The organism is Hyphomicrobiales bacterium, assembly GCA_039989895.1.
Taxonomy (GTDB): Bacteria; Pseudomonadota; Alphaproteobacteria; order Rhizobiales; family JACESI01; genus JACESI01.
Map to the genome: position 1 here is coordinate 91551 of JBDXGY010000001.1, position 22266 is coordinate 113816.

The window sequence follows — 22266 nt, forward strand, 5'->3', positions numbered from 1 at the left end:
GTTTGGGATGACAGCACCTTACATTCCTCCCCCAAAGGACGCTTCACGTTGGGTGTGGCAATATTACATGTTAGGTTATACATTCAGCCGAAAAATGAAATTGCATCACAGATATCTAAAACCAGAATGGACAAGACACATTATGATCAGCCCTTTCTTGAAATCCCTCACCCTTATCGCGTTTCTCCTAGCCACTGGGTTGCCAAATCTGAGTGCAGCACAAGGTTTTGCTGGTCTGCTCAAAGGCAAACAACGCCTTGACCCGATCACTCTTTCTTCAGGTGAACCTTTGACCAAGGCATCTTATGAGTTGGAGTCTGGTAAATATTATAGTCTTGAGATCATTGCAGATGGCTCCGCTGAAATTGCATTGGAGGGACCTAGTTTTTTTCGAAACGTCTGGATCAATGAAATCGTTATCTCTGATATTGAAATCAGACCACTTGGTATTGACAGCCTTGAATTTGATGATGAAGGATCGGCCACTATTTCTTTCGTAACAATCAGGCCTGGCACCTTTGAATTGTACATTCCTGGCACCAACTCTGACAGCCAGCGCGCTGTTTTCAACGTTAAATAAGTCAGGACGTCAATGCTTGATTTGGCACTTGAAATTCAAAATGTCAGCCACTCTTTTGGTGTGCGAAAAGCGCTGAATAACGTCAGCCTTAATGTGGCCTCCGGTGAATTTTGCGCACTCTTAGGCCTCAATGGGGCTGGCAAAACAACACTGTTTTCACTGATCACCCGCCTTTATAGTAATACGAGCGGCACGGTGAAAGTGATCGGCCATGATGTACGGCGCAAACCGACCGAGGCACTGCGCCAGCTTGGAGTGGTGTTTCAAAGCCGCACCTTGGATCTCGACCTCACAATTGAGCAAAACATGCTTTATCATACAGCCCTTCATGGCATGCCTAAAGCGCTTGCTCGAGAGCGTATGATGAAAGAATTGGAACGCATTGATCTGGCCTCTCGTGTTAAAGATAAAGCGCGAACCCTTTCCGGCGGACAGTTGCGCCGTGTTGAAATTGCACGCGCACTGCTTCATCGCCCAAAGCTTCTTCTTCTCGATGAGCCAACAACTGGCCTTGATGTAGGCTCGCGTCTTGATATCGTCGCTTACGCCCATGAATTGAGCGACAGCGAAAACCTTGCCATTTTATGGGCAACACATTTATTCGATGAAGTCATGAATGACGATCACGCTGTTATTCTTCATCATGGTGATGTTCTGGCACGCGGCAAGGTGAACAATCTTATCGCCGACAACAAGGGCAACAATTTAGTTGAAGCATTCACAAATCTGACGAAGGCCGAGGTTGTCACATGACGCCATTGGGGTTTTCCGAATACTTCCGTTGTTTTTACGGCATCGTCTGGCGCGAAGGATTGCGCTTTGTGCAACAGCGCGGACGATTCATTGCAGCGCTTGTCCGTCCGCTTGTTTGGTTGTTTATTTTTGCAGCAGGATTCCGGTCAGTTCTCGGCGTATCGATCATCGAGCCCTATGAAACCTATGTGCTTTATGAAGTGTATATCACCCCCGGCCTGTTAGCCATGATACAGCTTTTCAACGGCATGCAATCCTCACTCTCCATGGTCTATGACCGCGAGATGGGGTCAATGCGATCGCTGCTAATTAGTCCATTTCCCCGCTGGTTTTTATTGTTGTCAAAACTATTTGCGGGCGTGTTTATTTCCATCATTCAGGTGTTTATTTTTCTTGCTATTGCCTATGCGTGGAAAATCGAACCACCCCTTTATGGTTATTTGACCGTGATACCGGCACTCATTTTGTCCGGCTTAATGTTAGGTTCGCTTGGACTTCTTCTCTCTTCTCTCATCAAACAGCTTGAGAATTTTGCAGGCGTGATGAATTTCATCATCTTCCCGATGTTCTTCATGTCATCAGCCCTCTACCCGCTTTGGCGAATGGAAGAAACAAGCCCGCTTCTTTATCAACTGTGTCTCTTCAACCCCTTCACCCATGCCGTCGATTTCATACGATTTGGACTATACGGACAATTTAATGGAGAAGCCTTTTTGATATTAACTAGCTGCACCATCGTCTTTGTTTCATTAGCGGTCTTGGCCTATAATCCCTCAAAAGGTTTGATTGCACGACGCGGCGGCCCCGGCGGTGCAAGCGGTTAGATGAACGAGCTATCTTTTTTATGCAGATTGTTGGTCTTATCGCTACCAATAATATGATGAGTATTACTTGCTGAATGGTTGAGTAAATAATGGAATTCTTAGCAGAATTTAATATTCAATCCATTTGCTGCACCGACTGGCAAAATTTGACGATACATTCACGTGATGGGAACACAGCACATATCATTATATTTCAATGACATTTTAATCAAAATAGGATTCAGTATTGTTATTTTACCAAGCAGTATATTATAATGATTAGAAATTATATGAGGCTAAGTAATGGACTTTGAGAATTTTTTCCAAAGCGCACTAAACGATCTGCGCGATGAAGGTAATTATCGCGTATTTGCAGATCTTTCCCGCCACAAAGGTGGATTTCCTCGTGCGACCCGTTACACGGACAAAGGCGAGCAAGAAGTCACTGTTTGGTGCTCCAATGATTATCTCGGCATGGGGCAACATCCAAAAGTGATCGAGGCCATGCATTCAGCCATTGATGAGTGTGGTGCAGGTGCGGGTGGCACACGTAATATTTCTGGCACCAATCATAGCCATGTTTTGCTCGAACAAGAGCTTGCTGATCTACACAACAAAGAAAGCGCACTGCTTTTTACATCAGGTTATGTGTCAAACTGGGCAGCGCTTTCCACCCTTGGCGCAAAACTGCCCAATTGCACGATTTATTCCGACGCCCTAAACCACGCCTCAATGATTGAGGGCATGCGCCATTCCATGGCCGACCGGAAAATCTGGAAACATAACGATCCAGAAGATCTCGACCGCCTGTTGAGCGAGGCTGATCCAGACACCACAAAACTGATTGCTTTTGAATCCGTCTATTCCATGGATGGCGACATTGCGCCCATCAAAGAAATCTGTGACGTGGCAGACAAACACTCCGCCATGACCTATCTTGATGAGGTTCACGCGGTTGGTCTTTATGGTCCGCGCGGTGGCGGCATTGCCGAGCGCGAAGGCTTGATGGACCGCCTCACCGTAATTGAAGGCACACTTGGCAAAGCTTACGGCGTCATGGGTGGTTATATCACAGGCTCTCATGCCCTTTGCGATTTTGTGCGCAGCTTTGCATCAGGCTTTATTTTTACAACCGCCATTCCGCCAAGCATTGCCGCAGGCGCAACCGCCAGCATCAAACATTTAAAAGAGAGCGAAATCGAGCGCACAATGCATCGCGAACGCGTCGCCCACCTTCGCGCCTCCTTAGATGCCAAAGGCATTCCTCATATGTGGAACCCGGGGCATATTGTTCCCGTGATGGTCAATGATCCAGTAAAATGTAAATGGATCAGCGATTTGCTCTTAGATACTTACGGCATTTATGTACAACCGATCAATTATCCAACAGTCCCTAAAGGCACCGAGCGGCTGCGCTTTACACCATCGCCTTTGCATAGCAATGAAGAGATTGAGCATTTGGTGAATTCTTTGAGTGACCTTTGGTCGCAATGCGCCCTCGCGCGCGAAGTCGCTTAAGCCTGTCATATAGTGTTCAAGCTCGTCGGCCCATAAAAGGTACCGCATGAATAATCTCAAATGGATTTTCGGGGTCGTGCTCATTCTTGGGCTTAGTCTCTTTGCTCACTACAGTCTTCCAGGCCGTGATATTGTTCGCATTGTAGGAACAGATGTCACCCGACAAGATACTAAAAGCTCAAAACAAACTGGTGCTACACCAACAACAAAAGACGTCCGTTTCGTAAACGCTGTATGGCCGAATGGAGAGCCTCGTGTTTATCGAAATGAAGATACAGGTTGGGCGTGGCCTCCATATTTTAAATTTGATACCGGCAACATCACAGCACAAGCACAGGCCTATGCGATCGATGATAATTTATGGGTTGCGGTCACCCATTATGGCTGGCGCATTGAATTTCTCAGCATCTTTCCAAATGCCGTCAAAATAAAAATTGTCGATGGGCCAGAGACCAAACTGATTCCCTGGTTCAATATCATCTTTTTTATTCTCTTAGCTGTGCTCGCGATTTACATCTTCATCAAAATCCGCGCGTTCAAACGCCGTGCCATTGACCCGGTGATTGAAGACATTGACACCATGATAGATGACGCAGGCGAAGACATTGAAACCGCTAAAAAAGGTTTTATCAGCTGGCTATCAAACTTGTTTAAATAAGCAGCTTAGCACCTTTCAAGCCACGGCCTTTAAGCGGTGCCCTTTAAGCAGCGCCCTTCAAGCCCCGCCCTTCAAGCAAAGCATCAATCTGTGGCATTTGACCGCGGAACGCGACATAAAGCTCTGCTGGGTCGCGGCTGCCACCTGCTGAATAAATATTCGCAAGAAGCTTATTCGCCATGTCACCATCAAAAACATCGCCAGTCTCTTTGAAGGCCTGAAACGCATCGGCATCCATCACTTCTGACCACATATAGGAATAATAACCCGCCGAATATCCATCACCGGAAAACACATGAGAAAAATGCGGCGTGCGGTGACGCATGACAATTTCATTCGGCATATCAATTTTCGCCAAAATGTCTTTTTCAATCTGGGTTACATCCTGCGCGGCACTGGCGGGCATTGTGTGCAATTCAAGATCGACAAGCGCGGAGGATACATATTCCACCGTTGCAAATCCCTGATTGAATGTCTCAGCTGCTTTCACACGATCAATCAAGTCCTGCGGCATCGGCTCACCAGTTTGATAGTGGATGGCATATTTTGAAATGATCTCCTGTTCGCCCAGCCAATGCTCATAAAGCTGGCTTGGCAACTCCACAAAATCGCGTGCCACACTGGTGCCCGAGACTATAGAATAGGTCACATCAGACAACATGCCATGCAGCGCATGACCGAACTCATGAAACAGCGTGCGCGCATCATCAAAGGTCAGCAGCGTCTTCTCGCCAGCTGGTGCCTTAGCAAAATTCATCACGTTGACGATGATAGGGCGAATGTTACCTTTCAGCTTTTCTTGTGAGCGAAAGGCGCTCATCCAAGCGCCAGAGCGTTTTGAAGCACGGGCAAAATAATCGCCAATGAAAAGCGCCACATGATTATCGCTTGCATCTTTGACCTCAAACACACGCACATCATCATGATAGGTCGGCATGTTAGATAATTCTTCAAATTTTAAACCGAACAACCGCCCAGCCGTGTCAAAGGCGGCATCGATCATTTTATCAAGCTGCAGATAAGGTTTGATTTCCGCCTCATTGAGATCGTGCTCGGCATGGCGCACCTTCTCCGAATAATAGCGCCAATCCCAAGGGGCAATGTCAAAATTGGCCCCTTCTTGATTAGCCAAAGCCTGAAGCTTCATAGCCTCTTCAGCCGCTCGCGTCTTGGCAGGCTCCCATACTTTGATAAGCAGATCACGCACCGCCTCTGGTGTCTTAGCCATTTGATCGTCGAGTTTGAAATCAGCAAAAGTGTCAAATCCCAATAAATTGGCGCGTTCTTCACGTAGCGATAATGTCTCGGCAATCAGAGCACGGTTATCACTCTCGCCCCCCTTTTCGCCCCGCGCAGTCCATGCCTTAAAAGCAACTTCGCGTAAATCGCGGCGCGATGAAAACTGCAAGAAAGGCTCAATCAGCGAGCGTGACAAGGTGATGACATGCTTTCCATCATGGCCCCGCTCGGTTGCAGCAGAGGCAGCCGCCGAGATGAGAAAATCAGGTAAGCCCGCAAGATCATCTTCACTTTCAAGCACAAGCTCATAAGCCCCCTCGTCGGCCAAAACATTTTGCGAAAACGTGGTGCCAAGGGTCGCAAGGCGCTTTGAGACCTCAGCCATGCGTGTGCGATCGGCACCCTCTAGCTTTGCTCCAGCGCGCACAAATTGAGAATGATAGCGCTCTAAAACACGGTTTTCTTCATCATTTAAACCCAAGCTCTCACGCGCTTCAAAAAGCGCATCAATGCGGGCAAACAAAGCGGCATTCATTGTGATTTTGGTTGAATGCGCAGCAAGCTTTGGCGCCATATCGCGCTCAATTTCCTGCAAATCAGGATTGGTATGCGCCCCTGACAAATTATAAAAAACACCCGCAACATTCGACAAGCTATTGCCTGAAAGCTCCAATGCTTCAATCGTGTTTTTAAATGTCGGCGCTTCTTTATTATTAGCGACCTTGGAGACCTCAGCAACATTATCCAACAAAGCCGCCTCAAACGCCTCGCTAAAATGAGCCGTCTCAATATCATTGAACGGCGGGAGTTCAAAAGGTGTATCCCAAATTGAAAGAAGCGGATTGGTCGCAGTCATAAAACCTCACAAGGTTGAAAAATCATTGTTCAACATATGGGTATTTTAAAATTTTTGTCGAGGCCGCGACTAGATGAAATATCATCAGAGGCATAATATGCACAATGATGAGAAGAAAGAGGCCACATAAATGATTGAGCTTAACCTCAACGGCTATACAGATATCCCAAGTGGCAAGGTTGCCAATATCGCAACCTATCTTGAAATGACCGAGCGTCCTCCTTCAAAAACTGATAATATAAAGAACCTTGCCCTTGACCATATGGTTAAACCAGACGTTGCCCGATATTACAAAATTCTCAAAGCTGTCGGCGAAGATTGGCTGTGGTTTTCACGCCTTGCTTTGGAGCGAGAAGCTTTGATTAAAGCGATCAACACACCGGGTTTTGAAATTTTCATTCTACAAAAAGAGTCCGGTGACATTGGCCTTTTAGAGCTTGATGTGCGCAACAAAAAAAATATCGAGCTAGCCTATTTTGGCCTGACGAGCGACGCCATTGGAACTGGCGCCGGACGCTGGTTGATGAATGCAGCCATTACCCGCGCTTTTGATCACCACAAAACAAAACGCATGTTTGTACACACCTGCACCATGGACAGCCCTCAGGCGCTCCCCTTCTATCAAAAAAGCGGATTCACTCCCTATAAACGCGCCGTCGAAATAGCCGACGACCCGCGTTTGGCGCTGTATATAGGTCGCGATAAAGCCAAGCATCATCCGATTATTGAGTGACAGGGTCGACAAGCAATTGGTCTATAGGGGTCATAACCCCAGCTAAAAGGGTTATGCCTGTATTTAAATCTGCCTCTTCTCAACCAAAACAGCGTGCCCGAAAGTCTCACCGTGCCCGCCGCTGAACCCATAGGGTTGCGATTGCCATTAGTACGACGCAGGCAGTGAAATACCATAGGCCCGGCTGTGCTGTTGCCTTGGCCAAACCCGAAGTTTTTGTAGCAACGATCACAAGCGCCACCACAAGCACATCCATCATCGACCATTTTGATAATGTGCTAAGAGCCGACAGCCCCCATACATTGACAAACATCTGCGGCCTTAAACTGGCGACCAAAAGATAGGTAAGCTTTAGTGCAGGAAAGATGATGGAAAAAAAACCAACAATGATCGCAAGCGGCCAAGATTGGTCAATCCAGAGCTGTCGCACGATATCGATAAGCGACGCCCGTTTTTCAAAGAAGAAAAACCGCTCGAATACCATCAATGGCTCGGTGATGCCTAAATAAAACGCAACACCAGCCGAAACAACAAGCGTGAAAAGCAAAACGGGCATCATGCCTCTCCGTCAACTGAGGTTTAAATATAAACGCTCATGTGCGGGTTGCATAGCTGTTCGTCAAGTCTCTGCTGTCGTCAAATCTATAGACAAGACACGATGAAGCCGGCTTTGCCTAAACAAGCCGGTCATCGTTATCAGCTGAAGGTCGTCGTTCTTAGCGGCTTACAACGCGAAGAGCCATTTCATCGAGCTCTTCTTGTTCTGCTGCTTCTGCTTCTGCGCGAACACGCGACTGATCGCGCTCCTCGAGAAGTTCAACTTTCTTCAATTCTTCAACCGCTTCGCTTAATGCATTTTGCGCGTCTTCAAACTGACCAGAAAGGTCGTCCGCTGACTGCAAAAGATTATCACGACGTGTTATCGCCGCTTTCGCAAATGTCGGATAAGCAAAGTGACCCACATCAGTGATGCCACTACGCTCTTGTTCTGACTTGATCTGTAAATCCAGCTCATTAGCCATACGATTAAAATCAGCAACCATCATTTCGATTGCCATCAACTGTCGACGTTTTTCATCCACCTGAAATTTTTTCAAGCGTATAAGACTGTCACGCGATTTCATTACTCAGTACTCCCCGTGATACAAATTACAATTTACATCTAATTGTTTAATATTGCCTCAAGAGCGTGGAAACCTTCTGTAAAGGATGTTTTTTCACCTTTTGCCTGATTTAGAAAGCTTTCAAGAGCCGGATTTAGCCCAATAGCCCTGTCAACATCAGGGGTTGAGCCTGTTCGGTAAGCACCCAATCTTATTAACTCTTCCATGTCCGCATAGGTCGCCATATGTTTTTTTGCTTCAATTAAAAAGGCGCGATGTTCTTCTGGAACACAATCCGGCATGGTTCGTGATACCGATTTTAAGATGTTAACCGCCGGATAACGGCCCCGTTCTGCAATGGCTCGTTCCATGACAATATGGCCATCCAATATACCGCGCACCGAATCGGCTATCGGCTCATTGTGATTATCCCCTTCAACAAGCACCGTGAAAAGTCCAGTAACACTGCCGGTTCCATCAACGCCCGGCCCGGCCCTCTCTAGTAATCTGGGTAGTTCGGTAAAAACAGTTGGAGTATAACCGCGCGAGGTTGGCGGCTCTCCGGCTGAAAGACCAATTTCGCGTTGGGCTTGCGCAAAGCGTGTCACACTATCCATCAAGCAGAGAACATTTTTCCCCTGATCGCGAAAATATTCGGCCAACGTTAAGGTTATAAAGGCGGCCTGACGACGCATAAGCGCTGATTCATCTGATGTAGCGACCACCACAATTGCGCGGGCAAGTCCTTCTTCTCCCAAATCATCTTCAATAAACTCTTTAACCTCACGCCCCCGCTCACCAACCAGACCAACAATAATAATATCAGCTTCAGAGTTGCGGGTAAGCATGGATAAAAGCACTGATTTACCAACACCCGATCCCGCAAAAATACCCATTCTTTGGCCAAGGCAGCAGGTCACAAATGTATTCAACGAGCGCACACCCATATCAAGTCGCGCCCCAACACGGTTGCGCTTATGAGCTGGCGGTGGATTTTGGCGAAGTGGATAAGCAACATCCCCTTTGAGCAAATCTGCTTTGCCATCAATCGGCTCACCCAGAGCATTAATCACCCGTCCAAGCCAACTTATATCCGGTTTAATTGAAGCCTGACGGTCTAATATGCGCGCAGGACAGCCAAGTCGGACTCCTTCAAGAGAGGAAAATGGCAAGCAGATGGCATGTTCGCCTTCAAAACCAACAACCTCACATAAAATATTGTCTTGATCGCCATGTGACTGAGCACTCTCAATACTCAACCTTGTACCGACATTCATTTCATGAAGCGGACCGGCTACTTCCACCAGCAAACCACGCACACCGCAAACGCGACCAAATATCTCAACCGGGCTCACATCACTCACAAGCCCATCAAGTCTGGAGAAAGTTAAGTTTTTTGACATATAAAACCGCCTTAGTAACCTTTCATTCATTCTTTCCGTTAACAATGTGTTCAAGATTTAGTTTGCGTAGAATGATTTTGCAGGACCACAACCTTAGCAAACACAAAGATTCGGTCATAGTGTAGCACCCCTACATAAGAGACCAAATATTTCGTTTTCTGTGGCATCCGTGGGAAAAGCATAAAAATAAACGTAAACGCTTGCGGACACGAATCAGAATTTGTTAACCATTTCTGAGTAGCGTCCTGAGTCGAAGGTTTTGGCCTCTGTTTGTGAATGTATGGGCTTATACATTGCAACGGATAAATTAAGGGGATTGGCATGCGAGTCCTGCTGATTGAAGACGATAGCGCTACAGCGCAAAGTATTGAACTAATGCTCAAATCTGAGGCATTCAATGTCTACACAACAGATTTGGGAGAAGAAGGTGTCGATCTAGGCAAGCTTTATGATTACGACATCATTCTACTTGATCTTAATCTTCCAGATATGAGTGGCTATGAAGTTTTGCGCACCTTGCGTGTTGCTAAAGTACAAACGCCAATTCTCATCCTCTCTGGTCTAGCTGGCATTGAAGATAAAGTGCGCGGCCTTGGCTTTGGTGCTGATGATTATATGACCAAGCCATTCCACAAAGATGAGCTGGTAGCTCGCATTCATGCGATTGTCCGCCGTTCTAAAGGTCATGCACAATCTGTGATTACCACAGGCGACTTGAAAGTGAACCTCGACACAAAAACTGTCGAAGTAAACGGTCAACGTGTTCACCTCACTGGCAAAGAATATCAAATGCTTGAGCTTCTTTCTCTTCGTAAAGGAACAACCCTTACGAAAGAAATGTTCCTCAACCACCTTTACGGCGGTATGGACGAGCCAGAACTGAAAATTATCGACGTCTTTATCTGTAAATTGCGCAAGAAACTTGCCGCAGCTACAGATGGTGCGAACTACATCGAAACAGTTTGGGGCCGTGGCTATGTGTTACGCGAACCAAGCGAAGAAGAGCTTCGACAAACGGCATAACGCTTTTTAAATAGTGAACAAATAAAAACCCCGTCTTTTAGACGGGGTTTTTATTTGTCTTGTATTTAAAATTTATCAGGCAGAGAGCGCTTTTTTCGGCGCGTTATATTTGTTGCTTCTAAAGAGAGTACGGTGGTCTGCATCAGCTCGCAGATCTTGAGAAAGACCCATGGTCGTTTCCGCACCGCCCAACAATAAATAGCCATCATCAGCCATCACAGAATGCAATTTTTCGAATACTTTAGACTTTGTCGCAGCGTCAAAATAAATCAAAACATTACGACAAAATATAATGTCAAATTTTGGCATGGAAGTGAATGGATGCATCAAGTTGAATTGCTTAAACTTCACCATTGATTTTATCTCTGGTGTAAGTGTCCACATTTCGCCAACTTGTTCAAAATAACGAAGCATCATGTCAGTTGGCAAACCGCGCTGAACTTCAAATTGGCTATAGAGCCCTGATTTTGCTTTAGCCAGAACCGTATCTGAAATATCGGTTGCATGAATTTCAACCCGACGCCCAGCAAACAGACCAGGGTTTTCCTTGCATAACATAGCAATGGTATAAGCTTCTTGACCGGAAGACGCCGCAGCACTCCAAATTCGAATAGGTTGTGTAGCCAGTCTGTTGCCAAGAATTTCAGGCAACATTGTATCAACAAGTAGATCGAAAGGTTTGCGGTCCCGAAAAAACGACGTTTCCGTAACACTCATACAGTCGATCACATCAAAGCCAATAGGACCATTGCTCTCATTTTTCACTACACTCATGAGCTGTTCAAAAGACCCAATTTTGTGCTTTTTCAAAACAGCATCTAAACGATTTTCCAGCAAATATTCTTTTTCTTTTTGCAAGGAAAGGCCAGAATTTTTATGTAAAAATTCTGAAAAAAATTCAAAACATTGAGGTGTCATATTGTACCTCGTTGCAATACTTGCACTATCTTGCCGCCGATTTCATCTAGGCTGAATACACCAGCACTAACACCGGCCTTATAGGCCGCACCTGGCATACCCCATACGATGCTTGATTCAGCATCTTGTACAAGAATATTGCCACCGCTATCAGCAATAAGCTTACCACCGGCTGCGCCATCTTGCCCCATACCAGTTAAAATAACGCCTAAAATTTTCTTGCCGTATAGATCGTTAGCTGACTGAAACATATTATCGACGGCCGGCTTACAAAAATTCACCTGCGGGCCATCATCAAGAACAACTTCAATACCTGATGCCCCACGCTTAAACATAAGATGACGCTCACCGGGAGCGACATAAACACGACCAGGCAATAAAGGCTCACCATGAACAGCTTCTGCAACAGGAACAGGAAGCGCCTTATCAAGATGACTGGCAAAAACTGTCGTGAATGTACCAGGCATATGCTGTGTTAGCACAACCGGCACCTTAGCTATATAAGGCACAACTGTTGCCAAGACTTCCTGCACAGCGCGTGGGCCACCGGTTGAGCTTCCAATACATAATATATCTGGAACCACATGATTGAACTTGCGTAAGTTCTCAGAAGAAACCGATGTATCTGACATTGATTTCGTTGAAATTGAAACCGTTGGCAACGCATCAGTCGCGGATGTCGATTTACGCATAGCTGGAGGGCTAGCAAGGCCTTCTGCCTGGCTTGCCGCACCTTGATCAGGTGCTACACGTGTAAACCTACTTGCTGATTTGCCACCTGACCCTACACACAACGCATTGATCTTTGTAATCAAGTCAACACGAAACTCTGCCGATGTTGTCAGGTCGCTATTCGTCGACGGTTTTGGGATATAGTCATGCGCCCCTTTAGACAAGGCTGTAAGACTTATCTCTGCATTGCGTTGAGACAAACTCGACGCTATCAAAATACGTGTTTTCGGAGACGCTTGAAGAAGCAAAGGCAAGGCTTCAAGTCCGTCCATCTCTGGCATTTCGATATCGAGAATTGCAATATCAGGTTGAACTGTTTTTATTTCACGCACCGCATGAAGGCCATTATGGCATCTCGAAACGACTTCAATATTGTCTTCTGCCGATAGCCAGCGGTTCATAAGCCCCCGGACAACAGCAGAATCATCGACCAGCATGACGCGCACTTTACGCTCAGCAGATCCTGATTCGTCTTGGGCTTCGGCTAAATTACTCATTATACTCTCACTAAAACACTTCGCTTCGATATGAAGCAGCAACACTCAACCCGATGCCTTAATCGATAAGTCCTACCTCTTGAAATTTGGCTTGCATGATCTCACGATCAAATGGCTTCATGATGTATTCATTTGCGCCCGCACGGATCGCACGTGCAATGTGCCCAACATCATTTTCAGTTGTACAAAAAACAACCCGCGGCTTCTCACCGTCTGGCATATTTCGAAGCTCAGATAAAAACTCCAACCCGTCCATAACTGGCATATTCCAATCTAACAAAATAGCATCTGGCATTTTTTGTTGGCATTCATTAAGCGCAACCTGCCCGTCTTCAGCTTCTGTAATTTCGAAGCTCAAATCTTCCAAGATACGACGTGCAACTTTTCTAATCACACTTGAGTCATCTACAATCAGACAGTTTTTCATATTTCACCTACATCCTATATAAAGATGCCCTTCTAGGCAGCAATTTTTGCCAACATGGCACCAAGTACTTTTTCAACGTCAAGGATAACCATCAGTTCGCCATCAAGCCTGTGAACACCGCCGGCAATACTCGACCAATTTCGGTTCAAATTAGCAGGATTAGTTTCACGACTATCATCTGAAAGGTTTAAGACTTCACCAACATTATCTATAATAAAGCCGTAAGACTCACCCTTGTATTCAATACCAACGGCCATCTTAGTATCTGAATTGTCCCGCTCATCAATACCGAGCAGTTGGCGCATATCAATTGCCGTTACAATACGTCCCCGCAAATTAAGAACGCCTTGGATTTCAGTTTCAGACAAAGGCACACGAGTAATGCTATCTGGCATGAAAACATCATGCACCTTATTAATAGGTATACCAAAAAGCTGTTCGCCAATGACAACCGTTACATATTGCGTTGTATTTAAATTGTGGTTTTCTTCGATCATGCTGCCAGCTCCAGCTCACTAGAAAGTTCTTTAAGCGCTGAAATAAGTCCAGGCCGGTCAAATTTTGCGACGAAATCATCAAATCGCATTTCACGACATTTCTCTATGAGTGATGGCGTGCAAACGGAAGAAATAGCCAATAAAGCCGGGCATCCGTATGTTGGTTTGGCATGAATGATTTTCGCTAGGTCGAAACCGTTAGGGCCACTCATTTCAACATCAGCGACAACGACATCAAACATATAATTTTGGTCCAAAAGCTCTTTCGCTGCTTCAACACTTGTCGCGCCTGTTACACGGTAACCAGCAGCCTGCAGAATTGGTTTCAGCATGTTGTGGAAGAACTCTGAATCATCAACATACAATAACTTGCGAGCTTTTTTCTCATCGCTTGTATCGTCGCGTGTGAACCAATCATCAAACGCCATCAGCAAATAATGGCCGATATCGATCATCTCGGTTGCTTTGCCTTTAATCACAGCAGAGCCAAGTAATCCAAGTTCATCTGATTCAACTTCTATAACAAGCCTATCTTCAACGATATCGACGATTTCATCGACAACAAGCCCCATCGTGCGACCAGCATCAGAGAACACCAGCATTGGCTGTGCACCCTCTTCTTTGCGCTTGTAATCAGCGTTGATATGAACAAGAGGCATCAATGTTCCACGATATTGGACCAGTTCTTGTCCATTTGAACTCTCAATTTCTTTGACATCCACTTCTTCAAGACGCGTAACCAAGGATAACGGAACAGCTTTTGGTACATCTGATCCAGCACGGAAAAGAAGCATTGAAGTGGTTGGGTCGTCGTTAGAGATCGCGTCTTGTTGTGCTTGATCTTTAGCAGCGATTTCCTCGCTAACGCCTTCACTCACACCATTAGCGACACCATTTGGATCAACGATCATGATGACACTACCATCGCCAAGAATGGTGTTGCCTGAAAACATATTCACGTTGCGCAGCGCCGTTGACATCGGTTTGACGACAATTTCCTCTGTGTGGAAAACACTATCAACCACAACGCCAAAGGATTGCGACCCAACCTGCATCACGACAATAAAGCCTTGATCTTCAGATACTGCCGCCGCAGCTTTCTCTTCATCGAGATGTTTAATACCCAACAGACGGCTGAGATTCACCAGTGGCAACAATTTGTTACGCAACCGCAGAACAGGCGTCTCTTTAATATGCTCGATTTTATGTTCAGAATTCGTTTCAGCTTGAACCAATTCAACAACGGATAATTGCGGGATTGCAAAGCGATCACCAGATGATTCAACAATAAGCGCTGACACAATCGCCAGCGTCAGCGGAATTTTGATTGTAAAGGTTGACCCTTTACCCGTGATCGACTTCACATCAACCGTACCGCCAATCACCTCAATATTATTGCGCACAACATCCATACCAACGCCACGTCCAGAGACGCTTGTGACAACTTCAGCAGTCGAAAGGCCTGCATTAAAGATATACTTTTGGATTTGCGATTCAGGCATTGCATCAAGTTCAGCTTCGGTCGCCAAACCATTTGCAACAATCTTCTCTTTAATACGCGTAATATTCAGACCACGGCCATCGTCAGCAATCTCAATAATAATGTGACCGCCTTCATGATAAGCAGACAGCTTAATCACGCCTTTTTCAGGCTTGCCTGCGCGCCGTCTTTCATCTGGCCCCTCAAGACCATGATCACCTGAGTTACGAACCATGTGAGTCAGCGGATCTTTAATCATATCAAGAACTTGACGATCAAGTTCGGTTTCAGCGCCGATCATCTGTAGGTCAATTTCTTTTTTCAGTTCATTGCCCAGATCGCGCACAATACGAGGTAGCTTTTGCCATGCATTGCCAATTGGTTGCATCCGCGTTTTCATAACGCCTTCTTGCAATTCACCTGTCACATTAGACAAGCGCTGCAATGGCACTTTAAATTCAGATTCTTCATTACGCCGGGCGATTTCCATAAGCTGGTTTCTTGTCAAAACAAGCTCAGACACCATCGTCATCAAATCTTCAAGAGTATCGACGTTAACCCGCAGCGATTGTGTGGAAACCGCGCCTTTAGCCTTAGAGTCTTTTTTCGCTTCTTCAGCTTTTACAGGTTTTGCTACCTCTTCAGGCTTAGCAACTTCTTCTACAATATCCAGTTCGACTTCTGTTTCATTAAAGGCTCGCTCAAGCTCATCAAGCGACACTTCACCAACACGCAAATCGCGTTCAATCTCTTGTACCACTATAGGCTCATCACCGTTTTCACTGCTAGCAGCTGCTTCTTGTGGTGCATCAGAACTTTCATCTGATTTAGCACCACCACCGGATTCTTCGCCCAGACTAATCGCATTCAATGCATCAATCAGATCAGCATCACTGCCTTCAGGCTCAACGCCATCAGCTTCTTCAAGCGTAACCAAAATTTCTTTAAGGCGATCAATAGACTGCAGAATGAAAGAAACACCATCCTCAGTAACAGGCTTACCATCACGGTATTTACCCATCAGCGTTTCAGACGCATGAGCCAAACCCTCTAGTCTTGGTAGTCCTAAGAAACCGCATGTACCTTTAATAGTGTGTACAAGGCGGAAAATATTATCAAGAATCCCAGCATTATTTGGTTCTTGTTCAAAACGAACAAGCTCCAAATCAACGACATCGAGGCTCTCGGTTGTTTCAGTCAAAAATTCTTGAAGTAAATCGTCCATATTTCACGCCAATATCTATTATGCCGAATTTGGTAATTAAATTCGCGGCTACATGGCGTTCATTTTTCATTTAAAGCGTTAATATAGACTAAAACTTAGAGCGGAAAGTTCAAAATAATTCGAAATACCTAAATTATTACCCAAGCAATCAAGCGCTGGCAGTGATCACAGCGTCCTCGCCTTCCATTAGCATTGTGATATTTAAACCCGACAATCGTGCTAATAAGCCACAATAATATGGTTGCACAGTATGAGCATCCACCAGCTCTTCCTCAGGGAGGCTCTTGACCATTGCCGCAACACTCTCAGCAATGCGTGCCTTCAGACCAGAACAGAGTAATTTGAAAGATGGGTTCCCATCTTCTTTCTCCATTGAAATGGTAATTTTTCCACCTTGAGGCACACAATTTAACGCCAGCAATAGGAGGTTAAGTACTAATTTAACTTGATTTTTTGGCAAATACTGCCGCTCTATCTTCCATTCAAGGTCGGCCTTTTCTGCCACCATATAACCCTGTGCCACTTCTTCAGCATCGCCGGTATCAATTTCAGCACCCGCTGAACCCGCAGCACCGTAAGCTATGCGAGCAAACTTTAGCTTGGCGGAAGCTTGTGTTGCACTGCGTTTAATCAGGTCCATAGCCATATCTCGCATGGAGCCGTCAATGTCTTCCTCCATCAATTCCAGGCCGTTTGTAATAGCACCAACTGGAGAAATAATATCATGGCAAACTTTGCTGCATAATAGCGCCCCAAGATCGCTTGCTTCTAATTCTTTGCTTTTATCAGCCATAATTTTACCTCTCGTGAATTTACGAATCAAAAAATCGCCCCCATAGAGGTATCTTCAGAAATCAAAGATGCCAAGGGATACAATGATCTATCTTGTGGTTGCATTACATTTAGTGTGGAATTCGCTCTAGGCTTCGGTAAACGCTGTAATCATAAAACATAATTATTTTGATAATGTCATCCGAAGCTGTTCCCAATTACTTTCGCCCAATTCAGTATATTGGACAGGTTTTTGTATCCACTTATCCCGCGCTTCTATCGAATAGAAGAACAATAGTTTATTTTCATAAATAGCCCAAACATTCGGATTCCCCTCAGTCAAGCGATCTTGCGCCACCGAATAAGCCCCATATCCATTAAACTTAGGAACAAAGGCTTTTGGCGATTCTAAAAATCGTTCTTTATTTGCCGCATTCTGAAATCTCCAATAAGCACCGCCCCACTCAGCTTCATAACCCCCGATACCCATAATCGCTGCGTTCTTATCGAAATAAGCGACAGGATCAAAACCATGAATGGCTATCCCTGTGGCAGGACTTGTTACGAAAAGATTGAAGGCATAAACTGGGTATGAAAATGCAAGTGCCGTGAATAGGCTAAAAACAGGCATAAGAAATTTGGCCACAATCATGTAGAATCCTCATTGATTCGAAATCAGATAAACCAGTAATGCGTCTATAACTTGGAAAAATCGTTAAACTGACCAATTTACAAGCCTAATATTATCTAACCCTATGATTGACTATCTAAAAAGGATGTACCATGCGACGCTTTAATTTATTCGCAAAATCATTGTTTGTCTCGCAATATTCATTATTGCAGCTATCTATTGCACTTGTCTTTACTCTCACAGTCGTTCTCGCCACACCGCACAGTGCGGCGGCACAGCAAAGTAACATCAATCCCAATGATACATTCACAGTGGATGAAATTTTAAACACCGGCCATAAGTTTTTTGGCAATGTATCAGGTGGATTAGCCAGTGTGGTTGAAAGAGCATTCTCACGCTTCGGCCTTCCAAACGGTTATGTTCTGGGTGAGCAAGCTGCTGGCGCATTCATAGGCGGGCTTCAATATGGCGAAGGTATTCTGCATACAAAAAGCTCAGGACAATATAAAGCCTTCTGGCAAGGGCCCACGATCGGTTGGGATTTTGGTGGCGCAGGCACACGCACTATGATGCTCGTCTATCAGCTTCCTGATGTTGAATCCCTTTATAAGAGGTTTCCCGGTGTAAGTGGGTCTGCCGTCGTAATCGGTGGCGTGGAAATGTCTGTTAGAAAACGAGGAAACACCATCGTTGTTCCTATCAGAAGTGGCGTTGGTGCCAGATTGGGCGTTAACGTTGGTTATCTAAAGTTCACGACCAAAGCGACAATTAACCCCTTCTAGTCTCGAAAAATAATATTTTGGATGTATAACTAAACCCAAAGTTGGGGAGTTTTTGTTGCTTGATTGAAATCGCTCTTTTTTCCACTGCCGGGTTTTTGGTCGCGGCCTTAATAGCTTTATTAGCTTTGCCTTTTCTGACAGGCCAAGCCTCAAGGTCTGCTGTCCATAAAATGCGTGAGAACATGCCTTTCACTGCGGCAGAAATGTCAGCGGACAAGGATCAATTGCGTGCAGAACATGCTGTTGCATTGCGCAAACTTGAAATGAAAATCGATAAGCAGGCCGAAAAAATATCTGCCCAAAACATTGAACTCAATGAATTCAACGAAAAAATCAGTGCCACCAATAAAATCAGCAAGGCAGGCAAGCTGGCTTTAGAAGAAATTCGTAGTAAAGAAATTGATCTCAATGATCGCCTAAGAAAGCGCGATGCTGACTATGCTGGGTTGGAGCAACGCTCCCGCCGGATGATACGAGAAAACCGTGAACTAAAGCTCGCACTGCGCAAAGAAAACAAAAGCCTGAAGACGGAGGACAAGAGCACCACTTCAGATGACGATAATCAGATAAAGCCATCATCAAAAAACAAATCAACGCCCCAAAATGAGGCTAAGCTCAGCGCTCTCATTGATAAAAACAAACAAGCGAACAAAAAAATCTCGGATTTGCAGGAGCAGCTGTCTATTGCCTTGAATACACCTGGCATCGCAGGAAGCAGCAGCTCAAAAGATAAAAAAGCCATTCGCTTGCCCAAAGCCAAACTACCATCCACGCTGGGTGGCGAAAACGCTCGCTCACAGAACACATCAGACACAGATTCTATAGCAGACCTACAAGAAGAATTGTTAAATATGGCTGCCCAAATGGCGCATATAACAGCAACCATCGAAGGGGATAATTCTAAAATTACTGAAATTTTGACCACGTCTGATGAAACCAATAGTGGATCATTGTCATCCCGAATCCAAGCACTGATGGATCACTCAAATAAAGAAACACCAAAACTACCCAAGGCAAAGGGACTAACAGCTGCTAAAAAAACAACAAAAGCAGCACCCAAAAGTTCTCGCGCATCATCTACGCGCGCAAGGAAGACCACCAAGGCCAAACCGACACAAACCGAAAAAGCTTGACAGAAAAATTCAGAGTTTATTTTTGCGGTAGTGCCATAACAGAGAAGACTTGCCAGCTTGGCACGTCAATCAACAAGACACCGCCCTCGCCGCCTTCACCATCATATGTGACAGCCAAATTATTGCCATCAAGCGCAACCCCAATAATGCGAGTACCAGCGGGCAAAGGATAAGATGCGCGGCGCAAATCAGCCTCGGTGACAACCGACGGCACACTGTAGGCTGCTGTCTCACTTTCATCGCTTTGATTTATTTTATAAAATATAGCTGCAAAAACAGATCCTAAACCTAAAACCATAATCATGGTTGAGCCAAATAATAGCCGGCGCAGCTTGATACGCACACGCTCCATTGCTGGATCCAGCGGTTCTTCTTGTTTTTCATCGTTAAATGGTTCAGACAATTGCGACCTACTATAATTGGATTTGAATGCAACACCATGCCAGATCATTCAGAAATAAATGAGGCTCATGAAGCACTATCAGAGGATTTAGTATCTGATATTACAGAAAAACGCATCCCTCTAAAGACTGAAATTTTAGAAACTGGTGAACGTTACACATTCGAGATCACGCAAAGCGATGCAGGCATGCGCCTGGATGCTTTTTTACCACTGGCCGTAGATGGATTTTCACGGAGTCGACTTCAGGACATTATCAAGAGCGGCAATGCCACGGTGAACACAAAATCAGCACCCCCTAAAATCAAGCTGAAGCAAGGCGATTGCGTTGTTCTTTTAATACCCCTACCAGAAGACCCAACGCCACAAGGTGAAGATATCCCGCTTGATATCGTTTTTGAAGACGATGATTTGATTGTCGTCAATAAACCGACAGATATGGTCGTCCATCCCGCAGCAGGCAATTGGACCGGCACTTTGGTCAATGCGCTCATCCATCATTGCGGCGATAGTCTTTCGGGCATTGGTGGCGTGAGGCGCCCTGGCATTGTGCATCGTCTGGATAAAGAAACCTCAGGCCTTTTGATTGTCGCTAAAAACGACCATACCCACCAAGGGTTAGCCGCCCAATTTGCCGACCATGGCCGCACCGGCCCCCTGCGTCGCGCCTATAAAGCGATCGTATGGAACACACCATCACGTGCCAAAGGCACCATTCAAACTCAACTTGGCCGCGCACCGAACAACCGGCTTAAAATCGCCGTAGTCGAGAAAGACGGCCGCGAGGCAATCACCCATTATGATGTGGTTGAGACCTATGGGCGCGATGCCAACAAAGGCGAGGCACTGGCAAGTTTAGTTACTTGCCACCTGGAGACAGGACGCACACACCAAATCCGCGTTCATATGACACACATTGGTTGCCCATTAATCGGCGATCCCGTCTATGGCACTGGCTTTGCAACAAAATCTGCTCGCATGCCGCAAGATGTAGCACACCAGATCAAAAAACTTGGGCGACAAGCGCTGCACGCCTTTTTACTGGAAATAGAACATCCCCGCACCGGCGAGACTTTGAGTTTTGAAAGTCCTTTACCCAAGGATTTACAAAAACTCGCCAACACACTCAAAAAACACGGCTAACGCCGTCAAATTAAACTATCTTGCCTCGCTTATTGGCGAAATGTTGCGCAAGCATGATGCCACCCATCACGAGCAGCATGCCCACCGCATGATACCAAAGAAACGCTTCGCCTAAGACCAGCACAGCCAACAAAGCCCCAAAGACAGGCACTGCATTTAAAAACAAAGCGGCACTATTCGCGCCCAGAAGTTCATTGCCTTTGATATAAAAAGCTTGTGACGCGATTGATGGCAGCGTTGCCGCAAAAAGAACAATCCCCCAAGCAAGCGTTGTCGAAGGGAAAATAAACTTTGGCGTGCTTGCTTCATATAAAGCATATGGCACAGCAGAAAGAGCCGCAGCGATTGTCAAAACAATAAGAAAGCTCAACCAATGCACATCAGGCTTTGAACGTAACGCCACTGTAAAACCAGCATACAAAAAAGCTGCCCCCATCATAATAACATCACCAATATTAAAATCGAGCGCAACCAAACGAGAAATATCACCATGGGTCACGGTAACAGCAACACCTATGAGGGTAATAATATAGCCTATAATTTGGACAAAGAAGGGTTTTGAACGAAAGATAATAAAATTGATAAGGAAAATGAACATAGGCATTGCAGCCTGTTCAATGGTCACATTAAGCGCGCTCGTATGAGTGAGCGCTGTGTAAAGCAGAATATTAAAAGTCGTAAATCCTATCGACCCCATCAGTGCAAAATAGATCAAATTTTTGCGTATAACAGGCCAATCAATCGACAATTTTTTCTTCGCTAGAGGGAAAAGGATGCATGAGGCAATACTCCACCTGAAAAAAGTCAATAACATGGGAGAGACCTCACCATGAGCCAACTTTCCTGCAACAGCATTCCCGCCCCAAAAAAAAGTAGCAATCAACAAAACAACAACACCGTTGTTAACGAAGCGCTTAACCGTATGACCTAAGCCGAGCATTAATTAAATTTATCCATATGA

At 45.4% G+C, this 22266-nt stretch carries 23 protein-coding genes; 10 read left to right on the forward strand and 13 right to left on the reverse strand.

From position 1 onward, the window contains the following. Positions 1-142 precede the first annotated feature (142 nt). From ABJ081_00415 to ABJ081_00435, 5 genes are all read left to right on the forward strand, one after another. A complete protein-coding gene (locus tag ABJ081_00415) occupies positions 143-580 on the forward strand; it encodes a hypothetical protein (protein MEP6355128.1) in 438 nt (145 codons plus the stop codon). A 12-nt stretch (positions 581-592) separates the two neighbouring features. After that, positions 593-1333, forward strand: a complete 741-nt coding sequence (locus ABJ081_00420; GenBank protein MEP6355129.1) for an ABC transporter ATP-binding protein — start codon at positions 593-595, stop codon at positions 1331-1333. After that, positions 1330-2157: an ABC transporter permease gene (locus ABJ081_00425; GenBank protein ID MEP6355130.1), complete on the forward strand. Its 828-nt coding sequence runs from the start codon at positions 1330-1332 to the stop codon at positions 2155-2157. Before ABJ081_00420 ends, ABJ081_00425 begins: the two co-directional genes overlap by 4 nt. Positions 2158-2439: 282 nt before the next feature. Then, on the forward strand, positions 2440-3654 hold the full coding sequence (hemA, locus tag ABJ081_00430) for a 5-aminolevulinate synthase (GenBank protein MEP6355131.1): 1215 nt from the start codon (positions 2440-2442) through the stop codon (positions 3652-3654). 46 nt (positions 3655-3700) lie between these two features. Beyond that, the gene (locus ABJ081_00435) at positions 3701-4312 is read left to right on the forward strand and encodes a DUF1523 family protein (protein MEP6355132.1); all 612 of its coding nucleotides are present in this window, start codon (positions 3701-3703) and stop codon (positions 4310-4312) included. Between the two features lie 43 nt (positions 4313-4355). Here the strand turns inward: ABJ081_00435 and ABJ081_00440 are convergent, their stop codons facing one another. After that, complete coding sequence (locus ABJ081_00440; GenBank protein MEP6355133.1) at positions 4356-6407, reverse strand: M3 family metallopeptidase; 2052 nt, start codon at positions 6405-6407, stop codon at positions 4356-4358. Positions 6408-6537: 130 nt separating this feature from the next. On the opposite strand from ABJ081_00440, the gene ABJ081_00445 reads away from it, so the two are divergent. Continuing rightward, a complete protein-coding gene (locus tag ABJ081_00445) occupies positions 6538-7140 on the forward strand; it encodes a GNAT family N-acetyltransferase (protein MEP6355134.1) in 603 nt (200 codons plus the stop codon). A 106-nt stretch (positions 7141-7246) separates the two neighbouring features. Here the strand turns inward: ABJ081_00445 and ABJ081_00450 are convergent, their stop codons facing one another. The 3 genes from ABJ081_00450 to fliI all read right to left on the reverse strand — a co-directional run bounded on the left by ABJ081_00450 (position 7247) and on the right by fliI (position 9646). Next, positions 7247-7699 (reverse strand): paraquat-inducible protein A, encoded by a 453-nt coding sequence (locus tag ABJ081_00450; protein MEP6355135.1) that lies wholly within the window; start codon positions 7697-7699, stop codon positions 7247-7249. A 157-nt stretch (positions 7700-7856) separates the two neighbouring features. Next, positions 7857-8264 carry a flagellar export protein FliJ gene (gene fliJ, locus ABJ081_00455; GenBank protein MEP6355136.1) on the reverse strand — a complete coding sequence of 136 codons (408 nt, stop codon included), beginning with the start codon at positions 8262-8264 and terminating at the stop codon, positions 7857-7859. A gap of 38 nt (positions 8265-8302) precedes the next feature. After that, positions 8303-9646, reverse strand: a complete 1344-nt coding sequence (gene fliI, locus ABJ081_00460) for a flagellar protein export ATPase FliI (protein ID MEP6355137.1) — start codon at positions 9644-9646, stop codon at positions 8303-8305. Positions 9647-9967: 321 nt separating this feature from the next. On the opposite strand from fliI, the gene ABJ081_00465 reads away from it, so the two are divergent. After that, entirely contained in the window at positions 9968-10669 is a 702-nt protein-coding gene (locus tag ABJ081_00465) for a response regulator transcription factor (protein ID MEP6355138.1), read from the forward strand. A 75-nt stretch (positions 10670-10744) separates the two neighbouring features. On the opposite strand, the gene ABJ081_00470 is transcribed toward ABJ081_00465, so the two are convergent. The 7 genes from ABJ081_00470 to ABJ081_00500 all read right to left on the reverse strand — a co-directional run bounded on the left by ABJ081_00470 (position 10745) and on the right by ABJ081_00500 (position 17862). Beyond that, entirely contained in the window at positions 10745-11587 is an 843-nt protein-coding gene (locus tag ABJ081_00470) for a protein-glutamate O-methyltransferase CheR (protein MEP6355139.1), read from the reverse strand. Further along, the gene (locus ABJ081_00475) at positions 11584-12816 is read right to left on the reverse strand and encodes a chemotaxis response regulator protein-glutamate methylesterase (protein ID MEP6355140.1); all 1233 of its coding nucleotides are present in this window, start codon (positions 12814-12816) and stop codon (positions 11584-11586) included. Before ABJ081_00475 ends, ABJ081_00470 begins: the two co-directional genes overlap by 4 nt. A gap of 58 nt (positions 12817-12874) precedes the next feature. Then, on the reverse strand, positions 12875-13243 hold the full coding sequence (locus tag ABJ081_00480) for a response regulator (GenBank protein MEP6355141.1): 369 nt from the start codon (positions 13241-13243) through the stop codon (positions 12875-12877). A 32-nt stretch (positions 13244-13275) separates the two neighbouring features. Then, a complete protein-coding gene (locus tag ABJ081_00485; protein MEP6355142.1) occupies positions 13276-13740 on the reverse strand; it encodes a chemotaxis protein CheW in 465 nt (154 codons plus the stop codon). After that, the gene (locus tag ABJ081_00490) at positions 13737-16445 is read right to left on the reverse strand and encodes a hybrid sensor histidine kinase/response regulator (GenBank protein ID MEP6355143.1); all 2709 of its coding nucleotides are present in this window, start codon (positions 16443-16445) and stop codon (positions 13737-13739) included. The genes ABJ081_00485 and ABJ081_00490 overlap by 4 nt, the downstream gene beginning before the upstream one ends. A 148-nt stretch (positions 16446-16593) precedes the next feature. Then, a complete protein-coding gene (locus ABJ081_00495) occupies positions 16594-17238 on the reverse strand; it encodes a histidine phosphotransferase family protein (protein MEP6355144.1) in 645 nt (214 codons plus the stop codon). A 162-nt stretch (positions 17239-17400) separates the two neighbouring features. Beyond that, positions 17401-17862: a YHS domain-containing (seleno)protein gene (locus ABJ081_00500; GenBank protein ID MEP6355145.1), complete on the reverse strand. Its 462-nt coding sequence runs from the start codon at positions 17860-17862 to the stop codon at positions 17401-17403. Positions 17863-17999: 137 nt separating this feature from the next. On the opposite strand from ABJ081_00500, the gene ABJ081_00505 reads away from it, so the two are divergent. Beyond that, positions 18000-18629, forward strand: a complete 630-nt coding sequence (locus ABJ081_00505) for a DUF1134 domain-containing protein (GenBank protein ID MEP6355146.1) — start codon at positions 18000-18002, stop codon at positions 18627-18629. A 59-nt stretch (positions 18630-18688) separates the two neighbouring features. After that, a complete protein-coding gene (locus ABJ081_00510) occupies positions 18689-19762 on the forward strand; it encodes a hypothetical protein (protein ID MEP6355147.1) in 1074 nt (357 codons plus the stop codon). Positions 19763-19778: 16 nt separating this feature from the next. Here the strand turns inward: ABJ081_00510 and ABJ081_00515 are convergent, their stop codons facing one another. Further along, entirely contained in the window at positions 19779-20165 is a 387-nt protein-coding gene (locus ABJ081_00515; protein MEP6355148.1) for a fimbrial protein, read from the reverse strand. A gap of 36 nt (positions 20166-20201) precedes the next feature. Between ABJ081_00515 and ABJ081_00520 the strand changes: the two genes are divergently transcribed. Beyond that, positions 20202-21305, forward strand: a complete 1104-nt coding sequence (locus tag ABJ081_00520; protein ID MEP6355149.1) for an RluA family pseudouridine synthase — start codon at positions 20202-20204, stop codon at positions 21303-21305. A 10-nt stretch (positions 21306-21315) separates the two neighbouring features. On the opposite strand, the gene ABJ081_00525 is transcribed toward ABJ081_00520, so the two are convergent. Beyond that, positions 21316-22245, reverse strand: coding sequence for a DMT family transporter (locus tag ABJ081_00525; protein ID MEP6355150.1), 930 nt, complete (start codon positions 22243-22245; stop codon positions 21316-21318). Positions 22246-22266: the final 21 nt, after the last annotated feature.

Excerpts from the sequence above, each read along its gene's own strand:
- ABJ081_00480 (MEP6355141.1), bottom strand. The coding sequence starts at position 13,243 with ATGAAAAACTGTCTGATTGTAGATGACTCAAGTGTGATTAGAAAAGTT.
- ABJ081_00470 (MEP6355139.1), bottom strand. The coding sequence starts at position 11,587 with ATGACACCTCAATGTTTTGAATTTTTTTCAGAATTTTTACATAAAAAT.
- fliJ (MEP6355136.1), bottom strand. The coding sequence starts at position 8,264 with ATGAAATCGCGTGACAGTCTTATACGCTTGAAAAAATTTCAGGTGGAT.
- ABJ081_00490 (MEP6355143.1), bottom strand. The coding sequence starts at position 16,445 with ATGGACGATTTACTTCAAGAATTTTTGACTGAAACAACCGAGAGCCTC.
- ABJ081_00505 (MEP6355146.1), top strand. The coding sequence starts at position 18,000 with ATGCGACGCTTTAATTTATTCGCAAAATCATTGTTTGTCTCGCAATAT.
- ABJ081_00475 (MEP6355140.1), bottom strand. The coding sequence starts at position 12,816 with ATGAGTAATTTAGCCGAAGCCCAAGACGAATCAGGATCTGCTGAGCGT.
- ABJ081_00440 (MEP6355133.1), bottom strand. The coding sequence starts at position 6,407 with ATGACTGCGACCAATCCGCTTCTTTCAATTTGGGATACACCTTTTGAA.
- ABJ081_00450 (MEP6355135.1), bottom strand. The coding sequence starts at position 7,699 with ATGATGCCCGTTTTGCTTTTCACGCTTGTTGTTTCGGCTGGTGTTGCG.
- ABJ081_00495 (MEP6355144.1), bottom strand. The coding sequence starts at position 17,238 with ATGGCTGATAAAAGCAAAGAATTAGAAGCAAGCGATCTTGGGGCGCTA.
- ABJ081_00420 (MEP6355129.1), top strand. The coding sequence starts at position 593 with ATGCTTGATTTGGCACTTGAAATTCAAAATGTCAGCCACTCTTTTGGT.
- hemA (MEP6355131.1), top strand. The coding sequence starts at position 2,440 with ATGGACTTTGAGAATTTTTTCCAAAGCGCACTAAACGATCTGCGCGAT.
- ABJ081_00425 (MEP6355130.1), top strand. The coding sequence starts at position 1,330 with ATGACGCCATTGGGGTTTTCCGAATACTTCCGTTGTTTTTACGGCATC.
- ABJ081_00525 (MEP6355150.1), bottom strand. The coding sequence starts at position 22,245 with ATGCTCGGCTTAGGTCATACGGTTAAGCGCTTCGTTAACAACGGTGTT.
- ABJ081_00520 (MEP6355149.1), top strand. The coding sequence starts at position 20,202 with ATGCCAGATCATTCAGAAATAAATGAGGCTCATGAAGCACTATCAGAG.
- ABJ081_00465 (MEP6355138.1), top strand. The coding sequence starts at position 9,968 with ATGCGAGTCCTGCTGATTGAAGACGATAGCGCTACAGCGCAAAGTATT.
- fliI (MEP6355137.1), bottom strand. The coding sequence starts at position 9,646 with ATGTCAAAAAACTTAACTTTCTCCAGACTTGATGGGCTTGTGAGTGAT.
- ABJ081_00485 (MEP6355142.1), bottom strand. The coding sequence starts at position 13,740 with ATGATCGAAGAAAACCACAATTTAAATACAACGCAATATGTAACGGTT.
- ABJ081_00435 (MEP6355132.1), top strand. The coding sequence starts at position 3,701 with ATGAATAATCTCAAATGGATTTTCGGGGTCGTGCTCATTCTTGGGCTT.
- ABJ081_00445 (MEP6355134.1), top strand. The coding sequence starts at position 6,538 with ATGATTGAGCTTAACCTCAACGGCTATACAGATATCCCAAGTGGCAAG.
- ABJ081_00415 (MEP6355128.1), top strand. The coding sequence starts at position 143 with ATGATCAGCCCTTTCTTGAAATCCCTCACCCTTATCGCGTTTCTCCTA.